26 protein-coding genes and 1 pseudogene are annotated in these 26,257 nt (G+C 72.7%); 19 read left to right on the top strand and 8 right to left on the bottom strand.

The genetic code is table 11. The features are described from left to right. Positions 1-25 precede the first annotated feature (25 nt). The 8 genes and pseudogenes from AB0J12_RS04710 (at position 26) to AB0J12_RS04675 (ending at position 8,762) form a co-directional block, all read left to right on the top strand. Positions 26-2,242 carry a hypothetical protein gene (locus tag AB0J12_RS04710; protein WP_363262707.1) on the top strand — a complete coding sequence of 739 codons (2,217 nt, stop codon included), beginning with the start codon at positions 26-28 and terminating at the stop codon, positions 2,240-2,242. Positions 2,243-2,414: 172 nt separating this feature from the next. Next, positions 2,415-3,341 (top strand): ABC transporter ATP-binding protein, encoded by a 927-nt coding sequence (locus AB0J12_RS04705; RefSeq protein WP_363262706.1) that lies wholly within the window; start codon positions 2,415-2,417, stop codon positions 3,339-3,341. Further along, on the top strand, positions 3,338-4,078 hold the full coding sequence (locus AB0J12_RS04700) for an ABC transporter permease (RefSeq protein WP_363262705.1): 741 nt from the start codon (positions 3,338-3,340) through the stop codon (positions 4,076-4,078). Before AB0J12_RS04705 ends, AB0J12_RS04700 begins: the two co-directional genes overlap by 4 nt. Before the next feature lie 5 nt (positions 4,079-4,083). Then, entirely contained in the window at positions 4,084-5,274 is a 1,191-nt protein-coding gene (locus AB0J12_RS04695; protein WP_363262760.1) for a histidine kinase, read from the top strand. Continuing rightward, on the top strand, positions 5,271-5,885 hold the full coding sequence (locus AB0J12_RS04690; protein ID WP_363262704.1) for a response regulator transcription factor: 615 nt from the start codon (positions 5,271-5,273) through the stop codon (positions 5,883-5,885). Before AB0J12_RS04695 ends, AB0J12_RS04690 begins: the two co-directional genes overlap by 4 nt. Before the next feature lie 203 nt (positions 5,886-6,088). Further along, entirely contained in the window at positions 6,089-7,594 is a 1,506-nt protein-coding gene (locus AB0J12_RS04685; RefSeq protein ID WP_363262759.1) for an MFS transporter, read from the top strand. Positions 7,595-7,708: 114 nt separating this feature from the next. Then, a pseudogene (locus AB0J12_RS04680) lies at positions 7,709-8,562 on the top strand (helix-turn-helix transcriptional regulator). Next, positions 8,559-8,762 carry a DUF397 domain-containing protein gene (locus AB0J12_RS04675; RefSeq protein WP_363262703.1) on the top strand — a complete coding sequence of 68 codons (204 nt, stop codon included), beginning with the start codon at positions 8,559-8,561 and terminating at the stop codon, positions 8,760-8,762. The pseudogene AB0J12_RS04680 and the gene AB0J12_RS04675 overlap by 4 nt, the downstream one beginning before the upstream one ends. 7 nt (positions 8,763-8,769) lie before the next feature. On the opposite strand, the gene AB0J12_RS04670 is transcribed toward AB0J12_RS04675, so the two are convergent. The 3 genes from AB0J12_RS04670 to AB0J12_RS04660 form a co-directional block, all read right to left on the bottom strand. Further along, entirely contained in the window at positions 8,770-10,008 is a 1,239-nt protein-coding gene (locus AB0J12_RS04670; RefSeq protein WP_363262702.1) for an acyltransferase, read from the bottom strand. A gap of 167 nt (positions 10,009-10,175) precedes the next feature. After that, positions 10,176-11,036 carry a transglutaminase-like domain-containing protein gene (locus tag AB0J12_RS04665; RefSeq protein ID WP_363262701.1) on the bottom strand — a complete coding sequence of 287 codons (861 nt, stop codon included), beginning with the start codon at positions 11,034-11,036 and terminating at the stop codon, positions 10,176-10,178. A 7-nt stretch (positions 11,037-11,043) separates the two neighbouring features. Then, positions 11,044-12,051, bottom strand: coding sequence for a GNAT family N-acetyltransferase (locus AB0J12_RS04660; RefSeq protein WP_363262700.1), 1,008 nt, complete (start codon positions 12,049-12,051; stop codon positions 11,044-11,046). Between the two features lie 140 nt (positions 12,052-12,191). On the opposite strand from AB0J12_RS04660, the gene fdxA reads away from it, so the two are divergent. Together fdxA and AB0J12_RS04650 are read left to right on the top strand one after the other, a co-directional pair. Further along, a complete protein-coding gene (fdxA, locus tag AB0J12_RS04655; RefSeq protein WP_010474859.1) occupies positions 12,192-12,512 on the top strand; it encodes a ferredoxin in 321 nt (106 codons plus the stop codon). A gap of 109 nt (positions 12,513-12,621) precedes the next feature. Continuing rightward, a complete protein-coding gene (locus tag AB0J12_RS04650) occupies positions 12,622-13,716 on the top strand; it encodes a bifunctional succinyldiaminopimelate transaminase/glutamate-prephenate aminotransferase (protein ID WP_363262699.1) in 1,095 nt (364 codons plus the stop codon). 274 nt (positions 13,717-13,990) lie between these two features. Here AB0J12_RS04650 and AB0J12_RS04645 read toward each other — a convergent pair whose 3' ends face one another. Both AB0J12_RS04645 and AB0J12_RS04640 read right to left on the bottom strand, forming a co-directional pair. After that, a complete protein-coding gene (locus tag AB0J12_RS04645; protein ID WP_363262698.1) occupies positions 13,991-14,431 on the bottom strand; it encodes an ATP-binding protein in 441 nt (146 codons plus the stop codon). A gap of 336 nt (positions 14,432-14,767) precedes the next feature. Further along, positions 14,768-15,739, bottom strand: a complete 972-nt coding sequence (locus AB0J12_RS04640; protein ID WP_363262697.1) for a heavy metal transporter — start codon at positions 15,737-15,739, stop codon at positions 14,768-14,770. Positions 15,740-15,835: 96 nt separating this feature from the next. Between AB0J12_RS04640 and dapE the strand changes: the two genes are divergently transcribed. The 3 genes from dapE (at position 15,836) to AB0J12_RS04625 (ending at position 18,197) form a co-directional block, all read left to right on the top strand. Continuing rightward, complete coding sequence (dapE, locus tag AB0J12_RS04635; RefSeq protein ID WP_363262696.1) at positions 15,836-16,915, top strand: succinyl-diaminopimelate desuccinylase; 1,080 nt, start codon at positions 15,836-15,838, stop codon at positions 16,913-16,915. A gap of 111 nt (positions 16,916-17,026) precedes the next feature. After that, positions 17,027-17,785, top strand: coding sequence for a TIGR00730 family Rossman fold protein (locus AB0J12_RS04630; protein WP_363262695.1), 759 nt, complete (start codon positions 17,027-17,029; stop codon positions 17,783-17,785). Positions 17,786-17,951: 166 nt separating this feature from the next. Beyond that, on the top strand, positions 17,952-18,197 hold the full coding sequence (locus AB0J12_RS04625) for a type II toxin-antitoxin system RelE/ParE family toxin (RefSeq protein ID WP_363262694.1): 246 nt from the start codon (positions 17,952-17,954) through the stop codon (positions 18,195-18,197). A gap of 7 nt (positions 18,198-18,204) precedes the next feature. On the opposite strand, the gene folP is transcribed toward AB0J12_RS04625, so the two are convergent. Further along, positions 18,205-19,065, bottom strand: a complete 861-nt coding sequence (gene folP / locus AB0J12_RS04620; RefSeq protein WP_363262693.1) for a dihydropteroate synthase — start codon at positions 19,063-19,065, stop codon at positions 18,205-18,207. A gap of 134 nt (positions 19,066-19,199) precedes the next feature. On the opposite strand from folP, the gene AB0J12_RS04615 reads away from it, so the two are divergent. Continuing rightward, a complete protein-coding gene (locus tag AB0J12_RS04615; protein ID WP_363262758.1) occupies positions 19,200-19,550 on the top strand; it encodes a DivIVA domain-containing protein in 351 nt (116 codons plus the stop codon). Then, positions 19,547-20,131: a DNA-3-methyladenine glycosylase I gene (locus AB0J12_RS04610; protein WP_363262692.1), complete on the top strand. Its 585-nt coding sequence runs from the start codon at positions 19,547-19,549 to the stop codon at positions 20,129-20,131. Before AB0J12_RS04615 ends, AB0J12_RS04610 begins: the two co-directional genes overlap by 4 nt. A gap of 3 nt (positions 20,132-20,134) precedes the next feature. Here the strand turns inward: AB0J12_RS04610 and AB0J12_RS04605 are convergent, their stop codons facing one another. After that, positions 20,135-20,938 carry an enoyl-CoA hydratase-related protein gene (locus tag AB0J12_RS04605; protein ID WP_363262691.1) on the bottom strand — a complete coding sequence of 268 codons (804 nt, stop codon included), beginning with the start codon at positions 20,936-20,938 and terminating at the stop codon, positions 20,135-20,137. 387 nt (positions 20,939-21,325) lie between these two features. Between AB0J12_RS04605 and AB0J12_RS04600 the strand changes: the two genes are divergently transcribed. Then, positions 21,326-21,493, top strand: a complete 168-nt coding sequence (locus AB0J12_RS04600; RefSeq protein ID WP_003966491.1) for a DUF3117 domain-containing protein — start codon at positions 21,326-21,328, stop codon at positions 21,491-21,493. A gap of 120 nt (positions 21,494-21,613) precedes the next feature. Here AB0J12_RS04600 and AB0J12_RS04595 read toward each other — a convergent pair whose 3' ends face one another. Further along, complete coding sequence (locus tag AB0J12_RS04595) at positions 21,614-22,312, bottom strand: O-methyltransferase (protein ID WP_363262757.1); 699 nt, start codon at positions 22,310-22,312, stop codon at positions 21,614-21,616. A 235-nt stretch (positions 22,313-22,547) separates the two neighbouring features. Between AB0J12_RS04595 and sigE the strand changes: the two genes are divergently transcribed. The 3 genes from sigE (at position 22,548) to AB0J12_RS04580 (ending at position 26,244) form a co-directional block, all read left to right on the top strand. Next, positions 22,548-23,249: an RNA polymerase sigma factor SigE gene (sigE, locus tag AB0J12_RS04590; protein ID WP_363262690.1), complete on the top strand. Its 702-nt coding sequence runs from the start codon at positions 22,548-22,550 to the stop codon at positions 23,247-23,249. Further along, positions 23,246-24,220, top strand: coding sequence for a zf-HC2 domain-containing protein (locus tag AB0J12_RS04585; protein WP_363262689.1), 975 nt, complete (start codon positions 23,246-23,248; stop codon positions 24,218-24,220). The genes sigE and AB0J12_RS04585 overlap by 4 nt, the downstream gene beginning before the upstream one ends. A 380-nt stretch (positions 24,221-24,600) precedes the next feature. Further along, positions 24,601-26,244 carry a trypsin-like peptidase domain-containing protein gene (locus AB0J12_RS04580; protein WP_363262756.1) on the top strand — a complete coding sequence of 548 codons (1,644 nt, stop codon included), beginning with the start codon at positions 24,601-24,603 and terminating at the stop codon, positions 26,242-26,244. Positions 26,245-26,257 lie beyond the last annotated feature (13 nt).

Below are 26,257 nucleotides of genomic sequence, written 5' to 3'. Positions count from 1 at the left end.
GCGGAGCCAACCGGGAGAACCTGCCTTGAGTCGTGAAACTGACACTCCGTCCTCCGGGCCCAAGGGGCGCGGCGGAGCCGCCTACCCCTCGGGGACTCCGCCGTACGGAACGCCGACGGCTTCCGGTGACGGTACGGACGCGGGCCGTGCGGGCACGCAGCCGGAGGAGAAGAAGACCGAGACGACGCTGACGACCCGGATCCGGATCAACATCCCCGGATCCCGGCCGATTCCGCCCGTCGTCGTGCGCAAGCCCGTCGGCGACACGGACGCCGCCGTGGGCGGGAGCGCCGAGCCGCAGTCCGCGGCCGCCGCCACGTCCACCGGCACCGTCGAGCCGTCCGCCGAGTCCGGACCGCAGGCGGAGGAGAAGGCCAGCGACTGGTTCGCGCCCCGCAAGTCCTCCGCGCCCAAGGGCGGCCAGGCCGCTCCAGCCGGCAACGCGGCGTCCGCGCCCGACGGTTCCGGCGCGCCCACGGGCCCGGGCGCGGGGCGCCCCGGCGGTGTGGTCGGCTCGATGAGCGCGCCCGGCGCCAACGGCTCCGCCCGCTCCGGCGGGAGCAACGGCTCCGGTCTGCCGGGTGCCGGCGGCTCCGCCCGCGCGGGCACCGGTTCCGGTCTGTCCGGCGCCACCGGCGGCCCGGTCGCGCCCGGCCACGGCGGCGGCACCGGCTCCTTCGACGTCACCGAGGCGCTCGGCGCGGGCCCGCTGGGCAGTTCGGCGCGCCCCGGCACCGACGCGCCCACCCGCGACGACCTGCCGTACTTCGCCGAGGGCGGCGACGACCGCCGCGACTTCGACACCCCGGGCGGCCCCGGCAGCCCCGCCGGTCCGGGCGGTCCCGGCAACCGCACCGGCTTCAACGGTCCTGGTGGCCCCGGCGCGCCCGGTGGCCGCGGCCCCCAGGGCCCCTCGGGCCCCACCAGCGGCCCGGTCACGGGCGACGGTCCCCTCGTACCGCCGGTCCCCGGCGCGGCCGGTCCCGCCCCCGGGAACACCCCGCCGGGCGTGCCCGGAGTCTGGGCTCCCGGAACCACTCCCGGCGTCGGGCTGAGCGACGACACCGCGATCCTCACCCCGCAGCAGCTCGCCCCCGAACCGCCCGCGGGCGGCTACGGCGGGCAGCCTCACGACAACATCTCCGGACACACCGTCACCAGCGGCATCCCCGTGGTGCCGTCCGGCGAGCGCGGCACCGGCCCGTTCGGCGCGGGCCCCGGCACCCCGCTGTCGCCGACCCCGCCGAAGCTGCCGGAGCCCGTCGCGCAGAACGTGCCCGCGTCGCGTCCGCCGAAGAAGAAGGGCCGCAGGAAACTCCCGCTGCTCGTCGGCGGGGTGATCGTCCTGGCCGCCGGCGTCTACGGCGCCGGGCTGCTGATGAACCACTCCGACGTGCCCAAGGGCACCACCGTGCTCGGCGTCGACATCGGCGGCGGCACCCGCGACGAGGCCGTCAAGAAGCTCGACGAGGCGCTCGGCAAGTGGGTCAACGAGCCGCTGAAGCTGTCGGTCGACGGCTCCACGGTCACCCTGAAGCCCGACCAGGCGGGGCTCCACTTCGACGAGGACGCCACGGTCGGCGCCGCCGCGAAGAGCGACTACAACCCGGTCTCCGTCATCGGCTCCCTGTTCGGGCAGCAGCGCCAGGTCGACCCGGTCATGCCGGTCGACGAGGAGAAGCTCCAGGCCGCCCTGGAGAACGCCGCGGGCGGCTCCGGTTCGATGACCGACGGCACCGTCCGCTTCGAGGCCGGCAAGGCCGTCGCCGTCTATGGCAAGGCCGGCAAGGGCATCGACGTCGCGGCCTCCAAGCAGGCCGTCGAGCAGGCGTACCGCACCCAGGTGGAGACCGGCGCGGTCACGCCCGTGCGGGTGGCGACGACGAACCGGCAGCCCACGGTGTCCGACGCCGAGGTCGACCGGATGATGAAGGAGTTCGCCCGGCCGGCGATGTCCGCCAAGGTCACCGTCATGACGGACGCGGCGCACAAGGTCGCCTTCAGCCCGCAGAAGTCGCTGTGGAAGTTCCTCAAGGTCAAGGCCGTGAACGGCAAGCTCGTCGACTCCTACGACGAGGCCGCCCTGAAGGAGCTGTACGGCAAGACCTTCGACGGGGTGCTGATCGCCCGGGCCAACGGCCAGAAGACCCCGGTCACCGTCCAGGACGTCTACGGCGCCCTGCGGCTGGCGCTGAAGAGCACCACGAACCGGGTCGCCGTCATCGACACCGACCCCAGCTGACGGGCCACGACGAGGGGGCGCACGGCACACCGCCGGGCGCCCCCTTCGTCGTATGCGACCCGCGTGCCGCCCGCTGTCCTCCGCTGTCACCCGGTCCGCATGACATCTGTCATCCGGCACTGCGGACAGCCGACACTGCCGCCGCCGGTGCCCGCGCCGCGACGATGGGGGCATGACCACGACAGCGACGGCCACCGGCACACCGGTGGTCGGTTTCGACCAGGTGAGCAAGGCCTACGGGGACGTACGGGCGGTGGACGGGCTGTCGCTCGCGCTGCACCCGGGTGAGACCGTGGCCCTGCTGGGCCCCAACGGCGCCGGCAAGTCGACCACCCTCGACCTGCTGCTGGGCCTCAAGCAGCCCGACGCCGGCACCGTCCGCGTCTTCGGCACCAGCCCGCGCGAGGCCATCGTCGCCGGGAAGGTCGGCGCGATGCTGCAGAGCGGCGGCCTGATGGACGAGGTCACCGTCGCCGAGCTGGTCCGCCTCGCCTGCGACCTGCACCCGCGGCCGTACCGCGCCTCGGACGTGCTCGCCCGCGCGGGCGTCGCGAACATCGCCGACCGCAAGGTCAACAAGCTCTCCGGCGGCCAGGCCCAGCGCGTGCGCTTCGCCCTCGCCACCGCCGGCGACAGCGACCTGATCGTCCTCGACGAGCCGACCACCGGCATGGACGTCACCACCCGCCAGGCCTTCTGGGCGACCATGCGCGAGCAGGCCGACCAGGGCCGCACGGTGCTGTTCGCCACGCACTACCTGGAGGAGGCCGACGCCATCGCCGACCGCGTGCTCGTGCTGCACCGGGGCCGGCTGCTGGCCGACGGCACCGCCGCCGAGATCAAGGCGAAGGCCGGGGCGCGCCGGGTGTCGTTCGACCTGGAGGGCGTCATCGACGAGGCCGCCCTGCGGGCGCTGCCCTTCCTCACCTCCCTCGACGTGTCCGGCGCGACCGTGCGCATCCAGTCCTCCGACGCCGACGCCACCGTGCACGCCCTGTACGGCCTCGGCCTCTACCCCCGCAACCTCGAAGTCGCCGGACTCGGCCTCGAGCAGGCCTTCGTCGCCATCACCGCCGCCGAGGAGGCGAAGTCGCTGTGAACAGCCTGATCAAGCTGGAACTCACCCGCGCCCTGCGCAATCGCAAGTTCCTGTTCTTCTCCGTGCTCTACCCGTCGCTGCTCTTCCTGATCATCGCGGGCAACGCCGACGCCGGCACCGAGATCGACGGCAGCGGGCTGACCCTGCCGACGTACATGATGGTGTCCATGGCCTCCTTCGGCGCCCTGACGGCCGTGCTGATGGGCAACAGCGAGCGCATCGCCAAGGAGCGCGAGAGCGGCTGGGTGCGGCAGCTGCGGCTGACCACCCTGCCCGGGCGCGGCTACGTCCTCGCCAAGACCGCGAGCGCGGCCGTGGTGAGCCTGCCGTCCATCGTCATCGTGTTCGTCGTCGCCGCGGTCGTGAAGGACGTGCGCCTCGACGCCTGGCAGTGGCTCGCCCTGACCGGCGCGATCTGGGCCGGCAGCCTGGTCTTCGCCGCGCTCGGCGTCGCCCTCGGCTACCTGGCCGGCGGGGACGCGGTACGGCCGATCACGATGATCACCTACTTCGGCCTGTCCATACTGGGCGGCCTGTGGATGCCGACGACCACCTTCCCGCAGTGGCTGCAGGACATCGCCGAGTGGCTGCCCACGCACGCGTACGCTGCCCTGGGGCGGTCCATCGAACAGAGCCAGGCCCCGCAGAGCCAGGACATCGCCATCCTCGCCGTCTTCTTCCTCCTCTTCGCGGGCGGAGCGGCGTGGCTGTACCGGAAGGACACGCTGAAGGCGTGAGCACCATGACGGCGGACCACAACGGCGCGGACGGTTCCGAACGCACGGTGCGGCTGGGATGGCCCCCGCGGACCCGGCGCGAGATGTACGTCAAGATCCTGTGGATCGGCGTCTGGCTCGTGTTCCTGGCCTCACCGATCGGCGACCTGGTGGGAGGCCATCACACCGGCGCGGCCACCGCCGCCGGCTCGGTGGGGCTCGCCGCCTTCGTCGGCGCGTACCTGACGCTGGTCTTCCGGAACATGGGACGGCCGTTCTCCGCGCCGCTCGTCATCTCGCTGACCGCGGTCCTCGGCGTCCTCGCCCCGCTGCTGGCCTACACCCTGGGCAGCGCCTGGCTGGGTCTGTTCGTGTACGTGTCGGTCGCCTGCGGGGCCACCCTGCCGCTGCGCGCCGCGTACTGGGCCGTCCCCGCGGTGGCCGTGGTCATGTACCTGGTCGGACTGCACTCCAACGAGAAGGAGGCGCGCGGCCTGTTCCTGCTGGTGCTGCTCATCGGGTTCGCGATGAGCGGCGTCGGTCAACTGGTCCGCACGACGATCGAGTTGCGCAAGGCCCGGGCCACCGTCGCCCAGCTCGCCGCCAACGAGGAGCGGCTGCGGCTCGCCCGCGACCTGCACGACCTGCTGGGCCACTCGCTGTCCCTGATCACGCTGAAGAGCGAGCTGGCCGGCCGGATGCTCCCCGGCCACCCGGACAAGGCGGCCCAGCAGGTCGCCGACATCGAACAGGTCAGCCGCCAGGCGCTGGTGGACGTTCGCGAGGCCGTCACCGGTTACCGTCGCCCGCGCCTGGCCGCCGAGATCGCCGGCGCACAGGTCGCGCTGACGGCGGCCGGGGTCAGCGCCGAACTCCCCGCCGATCCCGACCTCACCGGCCTGCCCGAGGAGATCGAGGCGGCGCTCGCCTGGGCGTTGCGCGAGGCGATCACCAACGTGGTGCGGCACAGCGGCGCCCGCCGTTGCGCGGTGGAGCTGACCCGGCACCAGACCCTGGACGGGCCCGTCGTCCAGCTCACCGTCGAGGACAACGGCAGCGGCGGCCCCGGCACCGGTCCCGGCAACGGGCTCACCGGCCTGACGGAACGGCTCGAGAAGGCGGGCGGCACGCTGGACGCCGGCCGGTTCAAGCACGGTTTCCGACTCGTCGCCCGCGTACCGGCCGGTACCGCCCGGCACGTAGGATCCGGGGCATGAGCCCCACGATCAAGGTCCTGCTGGCGGAGGACCAGTCGATGGTCCGCGAGGCCCTGGCCGCACTGCTCGGCCTGGAGGAGGACATCGAGGTCGTCGCGCAGGTCGCCCGGGGCGACGAGGTGCTCCCGGCCGCCCGCGAGCACGACCTGGACGTGGCCCTCCTCGACATCGAGATGCCGGGCATGACCGGCATCGAGGCGGCGGGCCTGCTGCACCGGGAGTTCCCGGCGCTCAAGCTGGTGGTGCTCACCACCTTCGGCCGCCCCGGCTATCTGCGCAGCGCGATGGAGGCCGGCGCCGACGCCTTCCTGGTCAAGGACGCGCCGGCCGCCCAACTCGCCGCCGCGGTACGCAAGGTGCTGGCCGGCGAGCGGGTCATCGACCCGACGCTCGCGGCGGCCGCGCTCGCCGAGGGCGCGAACCCGCTGACCGACCGCGAACGCGAGGTGCTGCGCGCCGCGGCCGACGGCTCCACCAACGCCGAACTGGCCGCCGCCCTGCATCTGTCCCAGGGCACGGTCCGCAACTACCTCTCGACGGCGATCCAGAAACTGGCGGTCCGCAACAGGGCGGAGGCGGTACGGATCGCGCGGGAGAAGGGCTGGCTGTAGCCCTGCCGCGGACGACGCCCGTCCGGCCCCGCTTCGGGTACGTGTGACGGGGCATCCGGTGGGCAGACGATCACGGGTGGATAATGGCCCGAAATCGTTCCCCGAGTGGTGTTTGCGGTGATCTGATGCGTAACGGCTCTGCCCCGCCGCCCGACCGGAACCGTCCCGTCCCCGGCCGCGGCGGCCACCCGGCCACGGACCGGATGCTGCGGACCCTGCTGCGCCGGCGCAAGCGGGTGCTGACCCCCGCGGACGTCACCGTCACCGACCGCCCGGCCGTGCGCCGCGCGGTCTCGGCGGCCGCGATGGGCAACATGATGGAGTGGTTCGACTTCGGCGTGTACGCCTACGTCGCCCCCGTCCTCGGCAAGGTCTTCTTCCCCTCCAGCTCACCGGGCGCCCAGGTGGTGTCGACCTTCGCCACCTTCGCCGCCGCGTTCGTGGTCCGCCCCCTCGGCGGCATCGTCTTCGGCCCGCTCGGCGACCGCATCGGCCGCCAGCGCGTGCTCGCGGCCACCATGGTGATGATGGCGGTCAGCACGTTCGCGGTCGGCTTCCTGCCCTCGTACGCCGCGGTGGGCTTCGTGGCACCGCTGCTGCTGCTCCTGTGCCGCCTGGTCCAGGGGTTCTCCACGGGCGGCGAGTACGCGGGCGCGACCACCTATATCGCCGAGTACGCCCCCGACACCCGGCGCGGCTTCCTCGGCAGCTGGCTCGACTTCGGCACCTTCGTCGGCTACGCCCTCGGCTCCGCCCTGGTCACCGGGCTCACCGCGGCCCTGGGCAGCGGCGGCATGCAGGACTACGGCTGGCGCATCCCGTTCCTGATCGCGGGTCCCATCGGGGTGATCGGCCTGTACGTCCGGCTGAAGCTGGAGGAGACCCCCGCCTTCCAGCGCGAGGCCGAACTGGCCGACCAGGAGCGGGCGGCCCAGCGTGCCGCCGACGGGGAGGATCCGGTGGAGGAGGCCCGCCAGTCGGGCCACGGCCGGCTGAGGGACATCTTCGTCCACCACTGGCAGGCGGTCCTGATCTGCATGGGCCTGGTCCTGCTCTACAACGTCACCAACTACATGGTGACGTCCTACCTGCCCACCTACATGACGGCGACTCTCGGCCAGGACGAGAACACCGCGCAGCTCCTGGTGCTGGGCACGATGGTCGTCGTGGCCCTCACCATCACCACAGTCGGCCGCTCCACGGACCGCTGGGGCCGCCGCCCGGTCTTCATGGCGGGCAGCGTGGCCCTGATCGCCCTGTCGATCCCGGCGTTCCTGCTGATCCGGCAGGGCGGCATCCTCGGCCCGGCGATCGGCTGCCTGATCCTCGGCCTGCTCCTGGTCTGCTTCGCGGGCACCTCGGCGGCGACCCTGCCCGCCCTCTTCCCGACCCGCATCCGCTACGGCGCCCTGTCGATCGCCTTCAACGTCTCGGTCTCCCTCTTCGGCGGCACGACACCGCTGTTCACCTCGGCCCTGGTGACCGGCCTGGACGACAAGATGATCCCGGCGTACTACCTGATGGGCGCGGGCGTCGTCGGCCTGCTCTCCAGCCTGGTCCTCTACGAGACGGCCGGCCGCCCCCTGCGCGGCTCGGGCCCCATGGTGGAAACCCCGGAACAGGCCACACGCCTGGTCGCCGAAAGCCGCACGGAGGCGGGCCGCCGGGCGAGGGACATCTGGGTCCGCATCAGGAGGCGCCCGCACTAACCTCCGGCCCGTACGCCGGGTTTCCGATTTCCGTCACTCAGCGTGGCCGCACCTCGCTACCGTGTTGTGACGACGCGGTTGCGCACGGTGGCTGCCGGAGTGAGGGGAGGCGGCATGTCGGAGGATGTCGAAGTGGAGGAGCCGGCCTGGGAGGTGGACCCGGACGACGACTGGGCCCTCGCGGTCGTCGCCACGGTCGGACGGCAACTGCGCCTGCGCCGGGAGGCCGTGGGGATGAAGGCCGGTGAGTTCGCGACGGCCGTGGGCTACGGCGAGGACATGGTCTACAAGATCGAGCGCGGAGAACGGATTCCCCGGCCCGAGTACCTGGACAAGGCGGACGAGGTGCTGGGGGCGGGCGGCCTGCTCTCGGCGATGAAGGAGGACGTGAAGAAGGTCCGGTACCCGAAGAAGGTGCGGGACCTGGCGCAGATGGAGGCCCGCGCGGTCGAACTCCAGCTGTACGACCCGCTGAACATCCACGCCTGCTCCAGACGCCGGAGTATGCACGTGCCCTGCTTCGCATGCGGCGACCCGCGTACACCGAGGGCGAGGTCGAGCGGTTCATCGCGGCGCGGGTGGCACGCAAGTCGGTCTTCGAGCGGGACCCGGCGCCCGAACTCAGCTTCGTACTGGAGGAGTGGACGCTGCGCCGCCCTCTCGGCGGAAGGCAGATCCTGCGCCGCCAGCTCGAACACCTCGTGGCGACGGCGCAGTTGCGGAACGTCGAGCTCCAGGTGATGCCGGTGGACCGGGAGGAACACGCGGGGCTGGCCGGCGGGATCGAGGTCCTGAAGTTCGAGGACGGTACGGCCGTGGGGCGGTCCCCCGTCGTGGCCAACGGCCGGCCGGTGTCCGAGCCGAGGCAGCTCCGTATCCTTGAGCTGCGGTACGGCATCATCCGGGCGCAGGCGCTCACACCGCGTGAGTCGACGGCCTTCATCGAGCAACTGCTGGGGGAGACATGATCCACAACACGCCGGCCGGGGACGCCACCGAGCTGGACTGGTTCAAGAGCAGCTACAGCAGCAGCAGCGAGGGCGACTCCTGCGTGGAGATGGCCACCACCCCCGGCACCGTCCACATACGAGACTCCAAGAACACCACCGGCCCCCGCCTCACGTTCACGCCGGAGGCCTGGGCCGGGTTCGTGTCTCTCGTCGGCTGAGCGGGCTCTACCGACGGCCCGCCGTCGCATCGGCGGTGCGTCGCTCCGGCACGTGCCTGTGGACAGGCCGGGAGGAGAGCGTGGGCTTGCCGCCATGGCCCTTGCCGACGTCCTTCCATCGCAGAGCGGGGCGTTCGACGAGGTGCCAGGAGGCTGCCGCCAGCAGCAGGGTGAAGACCAGGGTGAGGGCGAGGTAGGCGCCGATGCCCCACCGGGTCCAGCCGAGCAGGGCGAGCGTCTGCTGCACCGGGAAGCCGTAGATGTAGATCCCGTAGGAGTAGTCGTTGCGGGCACCGATGCGGCGGAAGGGCGCCGGGAGGCGGACGGCGAGCCAGACGAGCACGTAGGCGAAGGCCGGTATGCCGACGGTGAAGAGGTAGCCGTAGTGGAGGCTGCCGAACAGGACCAGGAGGGACGCGGCGCCCAGGGGGTCGCTCACGGGTATTCGGTGACGGGCGGCCTCGACGAGCGCGCCGAGGCCGAAGGCGAAGCCCAGGTAGATCATGAAGCTCGGGCTGACCTGACCCACCAGGGGCAGGCGGACGTAGTGCAGGTAGTGGGAGTCGTACTGGCCTGCCCAGAGGGGGTCCCGGCTCGCGTGCCGTATGACCAGCCAGCCCAGCACCGCCGTGATGACCAGGACGGCACGGCGGGCACGGGTGAGGATGCCGGTGACGGCGAGGACGGCCACGCCGACGTAGCACATCACCTCGTAATGCAGGCTCCACAGCGCGCCGTTGAAGGAGACGGCGTGGGTGCGTCCCGCCGAGCGCGCGTCGGTCATGATGTGTGATATGTCCTGCTCGTCCGTCGACAGGCCCCAGTCGGCGCGCAGGTAGTCCACCGGTCCGTGGGGGCCGTTGAGACCGTGGAACGTGGAGTGCAGGTGCCAGTACAGCAGGGGTGCCAGGACGAAGGCCGTGACGCCCAGGCACACCCAGAAACCGGGGAGTATGCGCAGCATCCGGTGCCAGAGGAAGCGGCCGACCGTCAGCCGTGCCCCGCTGCGGGTGACGAGAATCCCGGACAGGACGAAGAAGCCGTAGACGGCGAGTTTGCCGAGGTCGGCCTGACCGCCGCTGAAGTAGTGCAGGTACTCCTTCCCGCCGTACCCCAGGACGCGGGCATGTGAGAAGACCACCGCCAGGGCCAGACACAGCCTGAGCAGGCCCAGGCTGTTGTTGCGGCCGGTCAGAAGCTCCGCGACGGTGCCGTGCGACCACCGAAGCGGGAAACCGCGATGCATGCTTTCCCCGTTTTTGTGCGCGTGGGTGATGATGGGCGACAAATCCCCCGGAGTCGCGCACAGGCGTCACCGCCGGAGTGACGTGTGCGAGCCGGAGCCGCGGCGTAAGAGGGGCGAAGATCGGGGGAGGTTCCCGTTCCGCTCCCGCCGGCTCGCGGTGATGCCCGTCAGTTGAGCAACGCCCGCGCCGCCCGCGCTTCCCCCCGCAGCTGTTCCGCCGCGCTCTCGTCCACCGCCGCCACCACCTCCGCGTACGCCTCCAACTCCTCCGCGCCCGCGGTGAACTCGCCGCGGCGGATCAGGATCTCGGCGCGTTCCTGGCGCAGGCGGGCCGGGTGCGAGGGGAGGAGGAGGGACAGGTCGACCGCCCACAGGGAGACGTCCGAGCGTTCCGGGCGGGCCGCCGCCCAGGCACGGATGTTGTTCAGGATGCGCAGGATGACGTCCAGGGGGTCGGCGGGGGCGAGGTGCGACGGATGCAAAGTGGCACCCGTCGCGCCGACGACCAGGAGTTCGGCGTCCGGGCCCGTCAGGACCCGCCCCCGGTCGAAGGGGTCGGCGAGGACCTGGTCCTCCTCGGGGCCGAAGCCGACCACGAAGTGACCCGGCAGGGCCACGCCGTACACCGGCGCCCCGGCGCGGCGCGCGACCTCCATCCACACCACCGACAGCAGGATGGGCAGGCCCCGGCGGCGGCGCAGCACCTCGTGCAGCAACGACGACTCGAGGTGGCGGTAGTCGCCGGGCGTGCCGTGGAACCCGAGGCGGTCGCCGAGGACGCGGTGGAGCGCGTCCGCCCAGTCCGCGGGGCCACCGGGGCGGAACGGCAGCTGCCCGGCCAGCCGGTCCAGCTCCATCTGCGCCGCGTCCAGGCCGGCCTCGTCCAGCGAGCCGTCCGCCACTGCGCCGATCAGCAGGCACAGCGCGGACAGGTCGGGTCGCTCGGCCCGAGCCTCGGCGGCGAAACGGTCGCGCAGTTCGGCCGAACGCTCGGGCGGCGGGGGGAACGGTGGGAACGGGGGACGCATCAGGGGATCACGCCTTCCCGGATCCGGGCTCGCGGTAGTGGTGGTACGCGTGATGCGCCGCGAAGCCCATCCCGGCGTACAGCGCCCGCGCGGCCGCGTTGTCCGTCTCGACCTGGAGCCAGGCGGCCGAGGCGCCCTCGTCGAGCGCCCGCTGGGCCAGCGCGGCCATGACGGCGGTCGCCAGCCCCTGCCGCCGCCGCGCCGGGTCGACCTCTACGGCGGCGAAGCCGGCCCAGCGGCCGTCCACCACACAGCGGCCGATGGCGGCCGGCGGCTCACCCGCGCGACCAGGTACGGTCGCGAACCACACCGACGGGCCGCTGTGCAGCACCTTCAGCGCCACCTCGCTCACCCCCCTGCGCTGGTAGCGGGCCAGCCACGCCTCGTCGGCCCGGCGGGACAGCGCGACCCCGGCCGGCTCGGCGAGATCGGCGACCGGGGCCAGCCCCCCGATCCACAGCTCGGCGCTCACCTCGCGCACCCAGCCGCGCCGGTCCAGCTCCGCGCACAGCAGCTCCTGGGTGCCCTCGGCGCCGGTCGCGGTCTGGACGTAGGCGGGCAGTCCGCGTTCGCCGTACCAGCCTCGTACGGCCGTCAGCGCCTCGTCGAGGGGCAGGCCGGGGTCGCCGAGCGGCAGCGCCGAGTTGGCCCGCCGGGTGAACCCGGCGGACGCCCGCAGCTCCCACTCGCCGAGGCGCTCGCTCTCCAGCGGCTGCCACGCGCGCGTGCAGACGTGCGCCAGCTCCTCGTAGGAGGTCGCGGGGCCGCGGCGACGCGCCGGGGCGGCCGGGATGACCTTCCCCGCGACCAGCGAGGATTCCGCGATCCGGACGGATTCCCCGTCCTTACGTGTGATCAGCAGCACACCGTCGTTCCATGATGTGAGAACACCCACCGTGTCGGTGAATTTCTCCCCAGCCACGCCGGTGTCGTCAAGGCGTCGTACCGAGACCCGTTTGCCCACGTCAGCAGTGGTGATACGGACCTCGAGGCGCCCGGTGGCGGAGATTTCCACTGGTCAGTTCACCCCTCCTGTTCGGATCGTGCCCAGGAACGGAGATACTAGGGGCGGGCATCGACGACGCCGCGCTCCCGCGCGCCAGGCGGCGGAGCCTGAGGAGGCCCGCCAGCGCCCTATCGAGGAGGAACGACAGCGTGACCTACGTCATCGCGCAGCCTTGTGTCGACGTCAAGGACAAGGCGTGCATCGAGGAGTGCCCGGTCGACTGCATCTACGAGGGCCAGCGGTCCTTGTACATCCACCCGGACGAATGCGTCGACTGTGGTGCCTGTGAGCCGGTCTGCCCGGTCGAGGCGATCTTCTACGAGGACGACACTCCGGAGGAGTGGAAGGACTACTACAAGGCGAACGTCGAGTTCTTCGACGAGCTCGGCTCCCCGGGCGGTGCGAGCAAGCTGGGGCTGATCGAGCGGGACCACCCCTTCATCGCCGCGCTCCCGCCGCAGAACGGCTGACACCCGGCCGCCTCTGAAGCGCCGCCTCGGTCCCGTACGGCCCGATCACCGTCGTGATCGCCGTACGGGACCGAGGCGTTTGCCGAACCGACGAAAGCGAGCAAGATCCGTGTCCGCAGTCTCCGACCGGCTCCCCACCTTCCCCTGGGACAAGCTGGAGCCGTACAAGAAGACGGCCGCGGCCCACCCGGACGGCATCGTCGACCTCTCCGTCGGCACGCCGGTCGACCCGGTGCCCGAGCTGATCCAGAAGGCCCTGATCGACGCCGCCGACTCGCCGGGCTACCCGACGGTCTGGGGGACGCCGGCGCTGCGCGACGCGATCACCGGCTGGGTCGAGCGGCGCCTGGGCGCCCGTGCGGTGACGCACCGGCACGTGCTGCCCATCGTCGGTTCCAAGGAGCTGGTCGCCTGGCTGCCGACCCAGCTGGGCCTCGGCCCCGGCGACCGGGTCGCCTACCCCCGCCTCGCCTACCCGACGTACGAGGTGGGCGCCCGCCTGGCCCGGGCGGAGTACGAGGTCTACGACGACCCGACCGAGCTGGACCCCGCCGGACTGAAGCTGCTCTGGCTGAACTCGCCGTCCAACCCGACCGGCAAGGTCCTCGGCAAGGACGAGCTGACGAGGATCGTGGCCTGGGCCCGCGAGCACGGCGTCCTGGTCTTCTCCGACGAGTGCTACCTGGAGCTGGGCTGGGAGGCCGACCCGGTCTCCGTCCTCCACCCGGACGTCAACGGCGGCTCCTACGACGGCCTCGTCGCCGTCCACTCGCTGTCCAAGCGCTCCAACCTGGCCGGCTACCGCGCGGCGTTCCTCGCGGGCGACCCGGCGGTCCTCGGCCCGCTGCTGGAGATCCGCAAGCACGGCGGCATGATGACGTCGGCCCCGACCCAGGCGGCGGCGGTGGCGGCGCTCGGCGACGACGAGCACGTGCGCGTCCAGCGCGAGTGCTACGCCGCCCGCCGCGACGCCCTGCGCACCGCGCTGCTGAAGCACGGCTTCCGCATCGAGCACAGCGAAGCCAGCCTCTACCTGTGGGCGACCCGTGACGAGTCCTGCTGGGACACGGTCGCCCACCTGGCCGACCTGGGCATCCTGGTCGCCCCGGGCGACTTCTACGGCACGGCCGGCGAGCAGTACGTGCGCGTGGCCTTCACGGCGACGGACGAGCGGGTGGCCGCCGCGGTGGTCCGCCTGTCCTGACGCGGACGTGGTCGGTGCGCCCGAAAGGGGCGCGGGGCTGTGTCGATGTGCGGCTACCGCCGCGTGGGCGCGACCAGCCACGACGGGTCCGCAGCCGAATGACGTCGGAACACAATGCCCGGCGCTTGGCTGCCCGGATCAGCAGCCGCAGCACCCGCGCGGCGGTCCGGCCCGGCCGCCCCGCCGGCACAGACACGGCAGCGCAAAGCGACGGGGCCCGGGGGAAACCCGGGCCCCGTCGCCGCACCAGCCGTTCAAGCCGCGCAGTGGACCGTCAGCCGCCCAGCGGCAGGCTGCCCCCCGGCAGGGACGGCGCGCCCTTGGTGAGCGAGTCCGTCGGCAGGCCGCCCTGCGTGGCGGTCTTGGCCGTGTCGCCGAGGAGGCCGCCCGCGGAACCGGCCGCCTCACCGGCCGCCTTCTGCGCCACCGGCGTCAGCTTCTTCACCGCGCTGCCGCCGGACCTGCCCGCGGCCGGCACCGCCTGCTGGACCGCCTTGCCGCTGGTCTCGCCCGCGGCGGCGGAGGAGTGCTGCAGCGCGCTGTCGGCCTGGTTGGCGACGCTCGCCCCGTCCAGGGCCGTGAGCCCGCCCAGGTCGGGGGTGGCGGGCAGGGAGGGGGCTGCGCTGGCGGAGCCGGCCGCACCGACCCCGGCGGCCGCTCCTGCAGCGACGAGCAGCGCGGCACGGGCGATCCGGCGGGTCAGGGGGAGGGACATGATGCTCCTTCGACGGGAGAGACGGTGAAACGCTGAACTGTCCGTCCGGGCCCGTGAGTTGGCCGACCGACTGGCTGCGGTCGTTCGGGCTCGGACGCAGTGACTACCGCTCGAAGCCCACGAAGGTTGCGGATCGGCAACGTAAAGAGTTGGCAATGCGTCGCATTATCGGCTGCGGATAAACACGGGCAAAGAGCGCCCGGTGCGAAAGTCCGCTGAATCCTTCCGCCTCTGTGTTTCCAAGGGATTTCGCGTGTGCGGGGGTGACGGCGCGAAAACCTGCGCACCGCCCCCGCCGAACCCCTGCCGAGTAACTCCTGAGAGTGAATACCCGCACTACTGCGCAGTGATGATCCGGACCACGCCGGTGTCCGCGTCCGTGGCCGTGTCCGCGTCCCGCACTGCCTCGCGCCACGTGCTGTCGGTGTTCCCGGCGCTCCACTGCCGCCCGGCGTACGTCACGCGCCGGATGTGCAGCGCGGAGGCGTTGGCCACCGCCCAGTGCGCCAGCTGCCAGCCGCGTTCGCGCACACCGCGCCGGCCGTCCCCGGCGGGCACCGGCACGCTCACCGCCTGCCCGTCGGCCTCGGCGCTCACCGACGGCGACGGAGCGGGCCGGCCCTTGGCGCCGACCTCCGCGCCGGTCTCCTGGAAGGCGCCCCGCCCGAAGTCGCGCACCAGCGCGGCCCGTACCGCGTCCGCACCCACCGAGGCGTCCGCGCCGGGACGGCCGGTACAGGTCAGGGTGGCCGCGGACTGCCCGGTCAGGGCCGCGGCGAGCAGGGAAGCGTCCGGCTCGTGCTTGGCGTACGCCTCCGGGTAACCGCTGCGCTGCACCCGCTGCGCGGCCACCGTGAGCGGCAACTCCGTGTAGTCGGGGACCTTGACCAGGTGCTCGTAGAAGGTGCCCGCCGCGTACGTCGGGTCCATGATCTGCCGCTCGCTGCCCCAGCCCTGCGAGGGCCGCTGCTGGAACAGACCGAGGGAGTCGCGGTCGCCGTGGTCGATGTTGCGCAGCCCGGACTCCTGCAGCGCGGTGGCGAGCGCGATCGTCACGGCGCGTTCGGGCAGGTCCCGGTTGGTGCCGACGGCCGCGATCGTCGCCGCGTTCACCGCCTGCTCCGGCGTGAACGAGTACGTCGCTGCGTCGTCCTTGCCCGAGACCACCTTGCAGCCCGGCACGCCGGCGCCTCCGGTGAGGTACTGCACCACGAGGTAACCGGCGACCGCGCACAGCACCACGACGGCCGCGCCGAGACGGAGGAGACGGCTGCGACGTCTGGGGGAGGTGGGGGACGGCTCTGGCACGTCGTACAAGTTACTGGAGAGTGCCGTGGGCGTCGCCAGGGGTGCGCACACCGCGCACACCGCGGGCGGGCGAGAGCGCGGGATAGGGTCGGGCCCATGGCCGACACCCCGCTTGACCTCACGCTGGACGCCGCGGCTCTCACCGCGCAGCTCGTCGACTTCCCCTCCGAGAGCGGCACGGAGAAGCCGCTCGCGGACGCGATCGAGGCCGCGCTGCGCGCCCTGCCGCACCTGACGGTGGACCGCCTCGGCAACAACGTGGTGGCGCGTACGGACCTGGGCCGCACCGAGCGGGTGGTCCTCGCCGGCCACATCGACACCGTGCCGATCGCCGACAACGTCCCCTCCCGGCTGGACGAGGACGGCGTGCTGTGGGGCTGCGGCACCTGCGACATGAAGGCGGGCGTCGCGGTGCAGCTGCGCATCGCCGCGACCGTGCCGGCCCCGAACCGCGATCTGACCTTCGTCTTCTACGACAACGAGGAGGTCGCCGCCGAGCTCAACGGCCTCAAGCACGTCTCCGAGGCGCACCCGGAGTGGCTCGAGGGCGACTTCGCGGTACTGCTGGAGCCGTCCGACGGCGAGGTCGAGGGCGGCTGCCAGGGCACGCTGCGGGTGCTGCTGAGGACGAGCGGCGAGCGCGCGCACTCCGCGCGCAGCTGGATGGGGTCCAACGCCATCCACGCGGCGGCGCCGATCCTCGCCAAGCTGGCCGCCTACGAGCCGCGCCGGCCGGTCATCGACGGCCTGCGGTACCACGAGGGCCTGAACGCGGTGGCGATCTCCGGCGGGGTCGCGGGCAATGTGATCCCCGATGCCTGTGTGGTGACGGTCAACTTCCGTTACGCGCCGGACCGCAGCGAGGAGGAGGCCGTCGCGCATGTGCGGGAGGTCTTCGCGGACTGCGGGGTGGAGGAGTTCGTGATCGACGACCACAGCGGGGGTGCGCTCCCGGGCCTGTCGCACCCGGCCGCCCGGGCCTTCATCGACGCGGTCGGCGGCACCCCGAAGCCCAAGTTCGGCTGGACGGACGTCGCCCGTTTCAGCGCGCTGGGCGTCCCGGCGGTCAACTACGGCCCCGGCAATCCGCTCCTCGCGCACAAGCGGGACGAGCGCGTGGAGACGGCGAAGATCCTCGCCGGGGAAGAGCGCCTGCGGTCGTGGCTGACGTCATGACCCGTTCGGCCGTGTTTACGACGCAGCGCGGCGGACATATTCAGGTCCCTCAGCCGTAACCCGCGCGGATCTACGCTGAGGTGCACGAACCGTACGACGGAGGGAGCGCACATGCCGACCGGGAACCCCGAGGGGAAGAAGATCCCGCCGGACGAGAAGCGACTCGGACCGGTCCTCCGGCGACGGGACCAGGTGCAGACCAGCACCACGGACCAGCGGCTGCTGGACGAACGCGCGCCGTCCGACTGGGTGCACACCGACCCCTGGCGGGTCCTGCGCATCCAGTCGGAGTTCATCGAGGGCTTCGGCACGCTGGCCGAACTCCCGCCCGCGATCAGCGTCTTCGGCTCCGCCCGCACACCGGCGGACTCGCCCGAGTACGAGGCGGGGGTACGGCTGGGACGCGCGCTGGTGGAGGCCGGCTGGGCGGTGATCACGGGCGGCGGCCCGGGCGCCATGGAGGCCGCCAACAAGGGCGCCTCCGAGGCGGGCGGCACCTCGGTGGGGCTGGGCATCGAGCTGCCCTTCGAGCAGGGGCTGAACCCGTACGTCGACATCGGGCTCAACTTCCGTTACTTCTTCGTCCGGAAGATGATGTTCGTCAAGTACGCGCAGGGCTTCGTGGTCCTGCCCGGCGGCCTCGGCACGCTGGACGAACTCTTCGAGGCGCTGACCCTGGTCCAGACCCAGAAGGTCACGCAGTTCCCGATCGTCCTCTTCGGCACGGAGTACTGGGGCGGACTGGTCGACTGGCTGAAGAAGACCCTGGTCGCCGAGGGCAAGGCGTCCGAGGCGGATCTGCTGCTGTTCCACGTCACGGACGACGTGGAGGAGGCGGTGGCGCTGGTGTCGAAGGAGGCGGGGCGGTAACCCCGGTCTGCTCAGCTACTGAGCGCAAGTGTCATCCAGCTGCACACCATGTGCATGACTGACACCCATCCCATCGCTGAGGCGCGGGGCAGGCTCGGAGAGCCGGCCCGGCGGGCCGAGGCGCGGCGGACACTCCTTGAGGCCGCGGGGAGGAGCACGGCGTGACGTGGGAGGTCCAGTGGGAGCCGGCGGCCCTCAACGAGGCACCGGCTTCCTCAAGGACGATCCCCAGGGCGTGGACACCCTCCTCCAGGCGACCGACGGACTCACGGAGAGCCCGAGGCCGGAGGGATCACGAGCGTGGGGAGTGCACCACCGCCGTCTCCATCGCGGTCCGTGGCGCATCCTGAACCGCATCGACGAGGAGGCTCGGACGCTGCACATCGAGCACATCGGCCGCACCCGCGAGTGACAGGCTCCTACGCCAACCCGCGCCGCGCCACCGCCGGCGGACGCCACCCCGCGATGGACGCCACCATGTCCAGGATCTGCCGGGTCTCGGCGACCTCGTGCACCCGGTACACCTGCGCCCCCAGCCACGCCGACACCGCCGTCGTCGCCAGCGTCCCCAGCAGCCGTTCCTTCACCGGCTTGTCCAGCGTCTCGCCCACGAAGTCCTTGTTGGACAGCGACACCAGCACCGGCCACCCCGTCGCGACCATCTCGTCCAGCCGCCGCGTGGCCTCCAGGCTGTGCCGGGTGTTCTTGCCGAAGTCGTGCCCCGGGTCGATCATGATCGACTCCCGCGGCACCCCCAGCGCGGCCGCGCGTTCGGCGAGCCCCACGGTCACCTCCAGGATGTCGGCCATGACATCGTCGTACGCCACCCGGTGCGGCCGCGTCCGCGGCTCGATCCCGCCCGCGTGCGTGCACACCAGCCCCGCGCCGTACCGCGCCGCCACCTCCGCGAGGCCCGGATCGACCCCGCCCCAGGCGTCGTTCAGCAGATCGGCCCCCGCCTCGCAGACCGCCTCACCGACCTCCGCGCGCCAGGTGTCCACGCTGATCACCACGTCCGGGAACCGCCGCCGCACCTCGGCCACGAAGCCGACCGTGCGCCGCGCCTCCTCCTCGGCACCGACCTCCTCGCCCGGCCCGGCCTTCACCCCGCCGATGTCGATGATCGCCGCACCCTCGGCCACCGCCTGCTCCACGCGCGCGAGAGCCGGCTCGTCGCGGAACGTCGCCCCCTGGTCGTAGAAGGAGTCCGGCGTCCGGTTCACGATCGCCATGATCACCGGCTCGTGCGCGCCGAATTCCCGCCTGCCCAGCCTGAGCATCCGCTGTGACCTCTCCTCGTACGTCCTGGGTTCTTCCTGGTCTTGCGCCGCCTGTGACCCTAACTGTCAGCGTCGCATGGCACGATCGGACCCTGACACTGAAGACACCGAACGTGGGGTAGCCGGCGATGGTTATGTTCCTGTTCCTGGTCATCGCGCTCGCCGTCGTGGTCGCCGCGGTGACGCTCGCCGTGCTCGGCGGCGGCGAGGGCACCGGCCCGCTGCCGGAGGCGGCCCCGGAGCGGCTCCACGACCCGCTGCCCCCCGACCGCCCCGTCACCCGCGACGACGTCGACGCCCTCCGCTTCCCGCTCGCCGCCCGCGGCTACCGCATGGCCGACGTCGACGACGCCCTCAACCGCGTCGCCGCCGAACTCGCCGAGCGTGACGCCCGTATCGCCGACCTGGAGTCCGCACTGGCGGGGGCGCGGGCGGCGGCCGCCCGGGTGCCGATGGACAAGCACGAGCAGCAGGAGGAGCAGTGACCACGGGGATCGCACTCGCCGGCCCGGACGGCGCCCTGCGCTGCCCGTGGGCCCTGTCCGCGCCGGAGTACGTGCAGTACCACGACGAGGAGTGGGGGCGCACGGTCCACGGCGACGACGCCCTCTTCGAACGGCTCGCCCTGGAGGCCTTCCAGTCCGGCCTGTCCTGGATCACCATCCTGCGCCGCCGCCCCGGCTTCCGCGCCGCCTTCGCCGGCTTCGAGATCGCCAAGGTCGCCACCTTCGACGACGGCGACCGCGAACGGCTGCTCGCCGACCCCGGCATCATCCGCAACCGCGCCAAGATCGACGCCACGCTCGCCAACGCGCGCGTGCTCGCCGAGTGGCAGCCCGGCGAGCTGGACGACCTCATCTGGTCCCACGCCCCGGACGCGGACGCCCGTCCGGCCCCCAGAACCCTCGCCGACGTGCCCGCGATCACCCCCGAGTCGACGGCCCTGTCCAAGGCGCTGAAGAAGCGCGGCCTGCGCTTCGTCGGCCCGACGACGGCGTACGCCCTGATGCAGGCGTGCGGCCTGGTCGACGACCACCTGACCGACTGCGTCGCACGCCGCCGGTGAGGCCTACCGCCCCAGGTACTTCGGCTTCTCCTTGTTGACGAACGCCTGCACCGCGATCGCGTGGTCATCGGACTGCCCGGCACGCGCCTGCAGCTCGTCCTCCTTCTCCAGCGTCTCGGCGAGGGAGTGCGTCAGGCCGTACGCCACCGACTCCTTCAGCGCCGCGTACGCCACCGTCGGCCCCTCGGCCAGCTGCCGCGCCAGCTTCTCCGCCTCGGCGCGCAGCTCGGCCGCAGGCACCAGCCGGTTGGCGATGCCCAGCTCGTACGCCTCCTGGGCGGTGATGCTGCGCGGGAAGAGCAGCAGGTCGGCGGCGCGGCCGGGCCCGACCACGCGCGGCAGGGTCCAGGAGATGCCGGAGTCCGCGGTGAGCGCCACGCCCGCGAAGGACGTGTTGAACGAGGCCGCCTCCGCGACGATCCGGTAGTCCGCGGTGAGCGCGAAGCCGAAGCCCGCGCCGGCCGCGACGCCGTTCACCGCGGCCACCACCGGCTTCGGGGCGCCGGCCAGGGCCCGCACGATCGGGTTGTAGTGCTCCTTCACCGTGCTCATCGTCTGCCCCGAGCCGGACTCCCGGTCCGCGGCCAGCAGCCCGATGTGCTCCTTGAGGTCCTGGCCCACACAGAACGCCCGGTCCCCGGCCGCGGTGAGCAGGATCGCCCGTACGGTGCTGTCGCCCGCCGCGGACTCGGCCGCCTCCCGGAGGGCGACCTTGGTCGCGATGTTCAGCGCGTTCATCGCCTCCGGGCGGTTCAGCGTGATCGTCGCGAGCCCGTCGCTCACCTCGTAGAGCACGGTGTCGGCCATGGCGCATCCCTCCGGTGTCGAGGCACGGCGTACCGCTCGGTACGCCGACGTACGAAGGACAGCATGGCGGAGATCACCGGTGGTGGACCGGGCCGACCGTGTGAGCTGCGTCAAACAATTCCACGCACGGCGCACTCGGGTGCCGTCCGCGGGGTCGGGCAGTATCGCAGCCACATCGCCGAATTGAGTGGTTTTGCTCGCGCGCGTTGCCCAAGCGATGCGGACTGATGTTGGTCATCGGGTCCTGAGATGCGGGATAATGGCCTGGAAGCAATGTGTTCGATGCCGGTGACGCGTGTCCTGGGCCCTTCCGGGCGGTGGGCCCGCGCCTGCCCTTCACGGGCCGTCGGCCTTGACGATGAGCTGGTTTCAGGAAGGGGAACGAGCATGGCGGCCATGAAGCCGCGGACGGGCGACGGCCCGCTCGAGGTGACCAAGGAGGGGCGGGGCATCGTCATGCGCGTTCCGCTCGAAGGCGGCGGTCGGCTCGTCGTCGAGCTGACCCCGGACGAGGCTGACGCCCTCGGCGACGCCCTCAAGAAGGTCGTCGGCTGACGCGCAAGCGACCATATCCTTTCGGCCGCCCCGGCGCCCCAAGCGGGTGCCGGGGCGGTCGTTTGCCCAGGTGAGGGCGGTGCTTGTCAGTGCGCAGGCCTCATCCGGCGGGTCGGAGCCTCAGCGCTTGACCGCGCACAGCAGGCCGTCCCCGACCGGCAGCAGCGACGGCACCAGATCCTGGCTCTCGCGCACCGCGCGCAGCAGTTCCCGGATCCGTATGACCTCCGTGGGCTGCGGACCGGAGTCGACCGTGCGCCCGGCCGCGAAGACGCCCTCGAACACCACCAGACCGCCGGGGCGCAGCAGGCGCAACGATTCAGCGAGGTAGTCCAGGAACTCCAGCCGGTCGCCGTCGCAGAAGACGAGGTCGTAGCCGGCGTCCGCGAGCCGGGGCAGGACCTCGAGGGCCGGGCCGGGGATGAAGCGGGCCCGGTTGCTGGCGAAACCGGCGGCGCGGAAGGCCTGCCGGGCGAACTGCTGGTGCTCCGGCTCGGGGTCGACGGTGGTCAGCACCCCGTCGGGGCGCATGCCGTGCAGCAGATGGATGCCGGAGACGCCGCAACCGGTGCCGATCTCCGCGACCGCCTTGGCGTCCACGGTGGCGGCCAGCAACCGCAGCGCCGCGCCCGTGCCGGGCGACACCGAACGCAGCCCCGCCTCGCGGGCCCGGTCGCGGGCCCACAGCAGGGCGTCGTCCTCGGCGACAAAGGCGTCGGCGAACGCCCAGTCCGTCTGCCGGTTGCCGGTAATGACCCTCTCCTGTCCCCATGGTTGCCTCGGCGTGACTGTATCCGTTGGGCCCGGGAACCCGCAGATGGGACCGGGCGTTTAGAAGGGTGTGAGACGCACCGGGGGGACACAGTTGGATCACGATGCGGCGCGGGGCGCCGAGCAAGTGCTGACGCAGCCGTATGAGCCGTATCAGCACAGATCAAATTCTCGTAAAACCGCTTATCCGGTCCTAACGGGCGAGGTGGCTATGGTAGGGGCTCCACTGGACACCACCAGAGCCGACAGGGGAGGTGCGGCCGCACCTGAAGATCGGGGAGGAGTGCTGCGGCGCTTCCTCGGATCGGCGGGCAGGCCGAAATCCGTGACCGACACCGCTGACACCAGCCACGCCGCAGGCTTCACCGCCGGCCAGACCGCGACCTTCTCCACCGACGCGGACGGCCAGGCGTGGACTCCGCCCACCTGGGAGGAGATCGTCAGCACGCACAGCGGACGGGTCTACCGCCTCGCCTACCGCCTCACGGGCAACCAGCACGACGCCGAGGACCTCACCCAGGAGGTCTTCGTCCGCGTCTTCCGCTCCCTGTCGACGTACTCGCCGGGGACCTTCGAGGGCTGGCTGCACCGCATCACCACCAACCTCTTCCTGGACATGGTGCGCCGCAAGCAGCGCATCCGCTTCGACGCGCTCGGCGAGGACGCGGCCGAGCGGCTGCCGAGCAAGGAACCCAGCCCGCAGCAGGTCTTCAACGACGCCCACTTCGACGCCGACATCCAGCAGGCGCTGGACACGCTCGCGCCGGAGTTCCGCGCCGCGGTCGTCCTGTGCGACATCGAGGGGCTGAGCTACGAGGAGATCGCCGCGACCCTCGGCGTCAAGCTCGGCACGGTCCGCTCGCGCATCCACCGCGGCCGCTCCCAGCTGCGCAAGGCGCTCGCCCACCGCTCGCCCGAGGCCCGGGAGCGCCGCTCCCTGATGGCCCGCGTGCCCGTACTGGGGGGAGGGGGCGCGACCGCGTGAGTGGATCACGTCCCAACCCGGCAGAGCAGCACCTGGGAGACCGACTCTCCGCCCTGGTGGACGGCGAACTCGGTCATGAGACGCGTGAGCGCGTCCTGGCGCACGTGGCGACCTGCCCGAAATGCAAGGCGGAGGTCGACGCGCAGCGCCGTCTGAAGAACGTTTTCGCGGAGGTGGCGCCGCCGCCCCCGTCCGAGAGCTTCCTGGCCCGCCTGCAGGGGCTGCCCGGGGGAGGTGACCCCGACGGCGGCGGCTCGCCGTTCGGCGGGGGAGGACTCGGCGGATTCCCCGGTGGCTTCCCGGGGCGCCCCGGGGCGCCCGGCGTCTTCGGCGTGAGGCGGGGCGGCGACGCGTCGTTCGACTTCGACTACGCGCCGGGACACGGGCACGCCGCCGCGGTGCCGATGCCCGCCGAGTCGGGTTTCCGTATCCACCCCGTCAGCCGGGGCGAGGCCGGTCCCTCCAGGGGCCTGCGGTTCGCGTTCGTCGCGGCGGGGGCCGTGTCGCTGGCCGCGATCGCGCTGGGCGGTGTCACCCCCGGCAGCCCGGCCGCCACGGACACCCGGGCCGGTTCCGGCAGCAATGTCACCCCGGCCGGCTCCCCGAGTACGGGCGCGGCCCCGGCGCCGGAGTCCCAGCGCCGCCGGGGCGCGACACCGCTGCCGGCCCAGAGCGGCCAGAGCACGGCCGGGGGCACCCCGGTGGTGCCCACGTCCCTGTCCGCGCCGCTGCTGCCCGGCCTGCCCGCTCCCGGCACCGTCCAGGACGTGGCGCGCACCCTGACCACGCCCGTCATGGCCGGTGCGGCCGCCATGTCACCGCTGATACGCCCGCTCAGCGTCACCGCGCCCGTGGCGCTGACCACGCTGTCCCCGGCGCCGCCGGCGACGGCACCGGGCGTGCTGTCCCTGTCGGCCTCCGGCGGCCCCACGTCCGCCTCCGCATCACCTTCCGCCACATCCTCTCCCTGACGGCCCCTGCGCGGCGGGCCCGCGAACCTGGTTGAATCCAGATCAGCCGCGCCCTCGGCATGCCGTCGGGCGCGGGGTTCGACCATCCGCGGCCGCCGTCGACGAGCCGTGCCGCGGCCACCCGTGGGGAGAGCATGAACGAGGGGAAGCCCACGCAGGGTCCGTTCGAGGAACGCGACACCGGGCCCGACGCGGCCATGGCCGCCGGCGCGAAGGGCGGCGGGTCCCAGGACCTGGACGCCGACTTCGAACTGGCCCGGCCGCAGGCCCACGAAAGCGAGGGCGACGAGGGATCTGACGTCGGGAGGCGTCCGGCGCTGGGCGACGGGGACTACGAGCTGAGCGAGCCGGTCCCCGAGCCGGTCCCCGAGCCGGTCCCCATGGGCTCCGGTGCGGTGCCGGAGGCCGCCAGCCCGGTCGAGCGGCCCCGGCCGCTGCACGATCCCGACCCGTACAGCACCCCGCCCTACGGCGAACCCGGCCCCTGGGCACCGGCTCCGCCGGTCCAGCACCCGGCGGTACCGGCGGCGACCCCCGCCCACGGCATGCTGACCGCACCGGCACCGCAACCGGCCACCGCACCGCAACCGGCCCCCGCACCGCAACCGGCCCCCGCCCCGCACCTCACCGCGCCACCGCACGGCGCCGTTCCGGGCGCCCCCGCGCCCATGGCGGCCCCCGCCCCGGCCCCCGCGCCCGTCGTCCCCGAGGACGGCCCCGGCGCCCCCGCCCCCGTCCCCACCCCCAGCGCCCCCACCCCCCAGGACGCCGCGCCCCCCGCCGACCCCTGGCAGCGGTACGACCCCTGGGCCGCCCCCGACGCGGCGCCGCAGACCGCGCCCGGCGCGGCCGCGCACGCGCCCCTTCACCAGACCGGTGCCGCCGTCGACACCGAGCAGCAGCGGCGACGTAAGCAGCGACGCGCGGCCGTCGTCTTCCTGCTCGCGGTCGCGCTGGTCTCCGGCGGCGTCGGCGGAGTCGTCGGCGCGTACCTGGAGCGCAACGGCGGTGTCGGAACGGCCGTCGAGCTGCCGCAGGCCGGGGACGAGCCCACCGGCCGCGCCCCGGACAGCGTCGCCGGGATCGCCGCCCGCGCACTGCCGAGCGTGGTCACCCTGCATGTCACCGGCAGCGAGGAGCAGGGCACCGGCACCGGCTTCGTGCTGGACACCCGCGGGCACATCCTCACCAACAACCACGTCGTGCAGCCCGCCGGCACCGGCGGTGAGATAACCGTCGTGTTCAACGGCGGACAGACCGCCAAGGCCAAGGTGGTCGGCCGCGACAGCGGCTACGACCTCGCCGTCGTGCAGGTCAGCGGCGTCAAGGGCCTCAAGCCCATGCCGCTCGGCAACTCCGACAACGTCCGTGTCGGCGACCCCGTCGTCGCCATCGGCGCCCCCTTCGACCTGGCGGGCACCGTGACCTCCGGCATCATCAGCGCCAAGGAGCGGCCGATCACCGCCGGCGGCGAGACGGGCGACGGGAGCGACGTGTCGTACGTCGACGCGCTGCAGACCGACGCGCCGATCAACCCCGGCAATTCCGGCGGCCCGCTCCTGGACTCGCGCGGCCGGGTCGTCGGGATCAACTCCGCCATCCGTTCCGCCGACAGCGGCGGCGACGCGGAGGGCGGCGGGCAGGCCGGTTCCATCGGCCTGGGCTTCGCCATCCCGATCAACCAGGGCAGACGCGTCGCCGAGGAACTGATCAACACCGGCCACGCCACGCACCCGGTCATCGGCATCACCCTCGACATGGACTACACCGGCGACGGCGCCCGCGTCGGCGCGCAGGGCGACGGCGGCGGACCCTCCGTCACCCCGGGCGGACCCGGCGCCAAGGCCGGGATCCGGCCCGGCGACGTGATCAGCGCGGTCGACGGCCAGGGCGTTCACTCCGGCGAGGAACTGATCGTCAAGATCCGCGCGCACCGCCCCGGCGACCGTCTGGAACTGACGATCGGGCGAGGGGGACACGAACGAAAGGTTTCGCTGGTCCTGGGCTCGGCCGGCGGCGACTGAACCCCCGTCGCGC

Source organism: Streptomyces sp. NPDC049915 (assembly GCF_040656475.1).
Classification (GTDB): domain Bacteria; phylum Actinomycetota; class Actinomycetes; order Streptomycetales; family Streptomycetaceae; genus Streptomyces.
The sequence above is the reverse complement of the archived record's forward strand: the minus strand, read 5'-3'. Positions and strand labels throughout refer to the sequence as shown.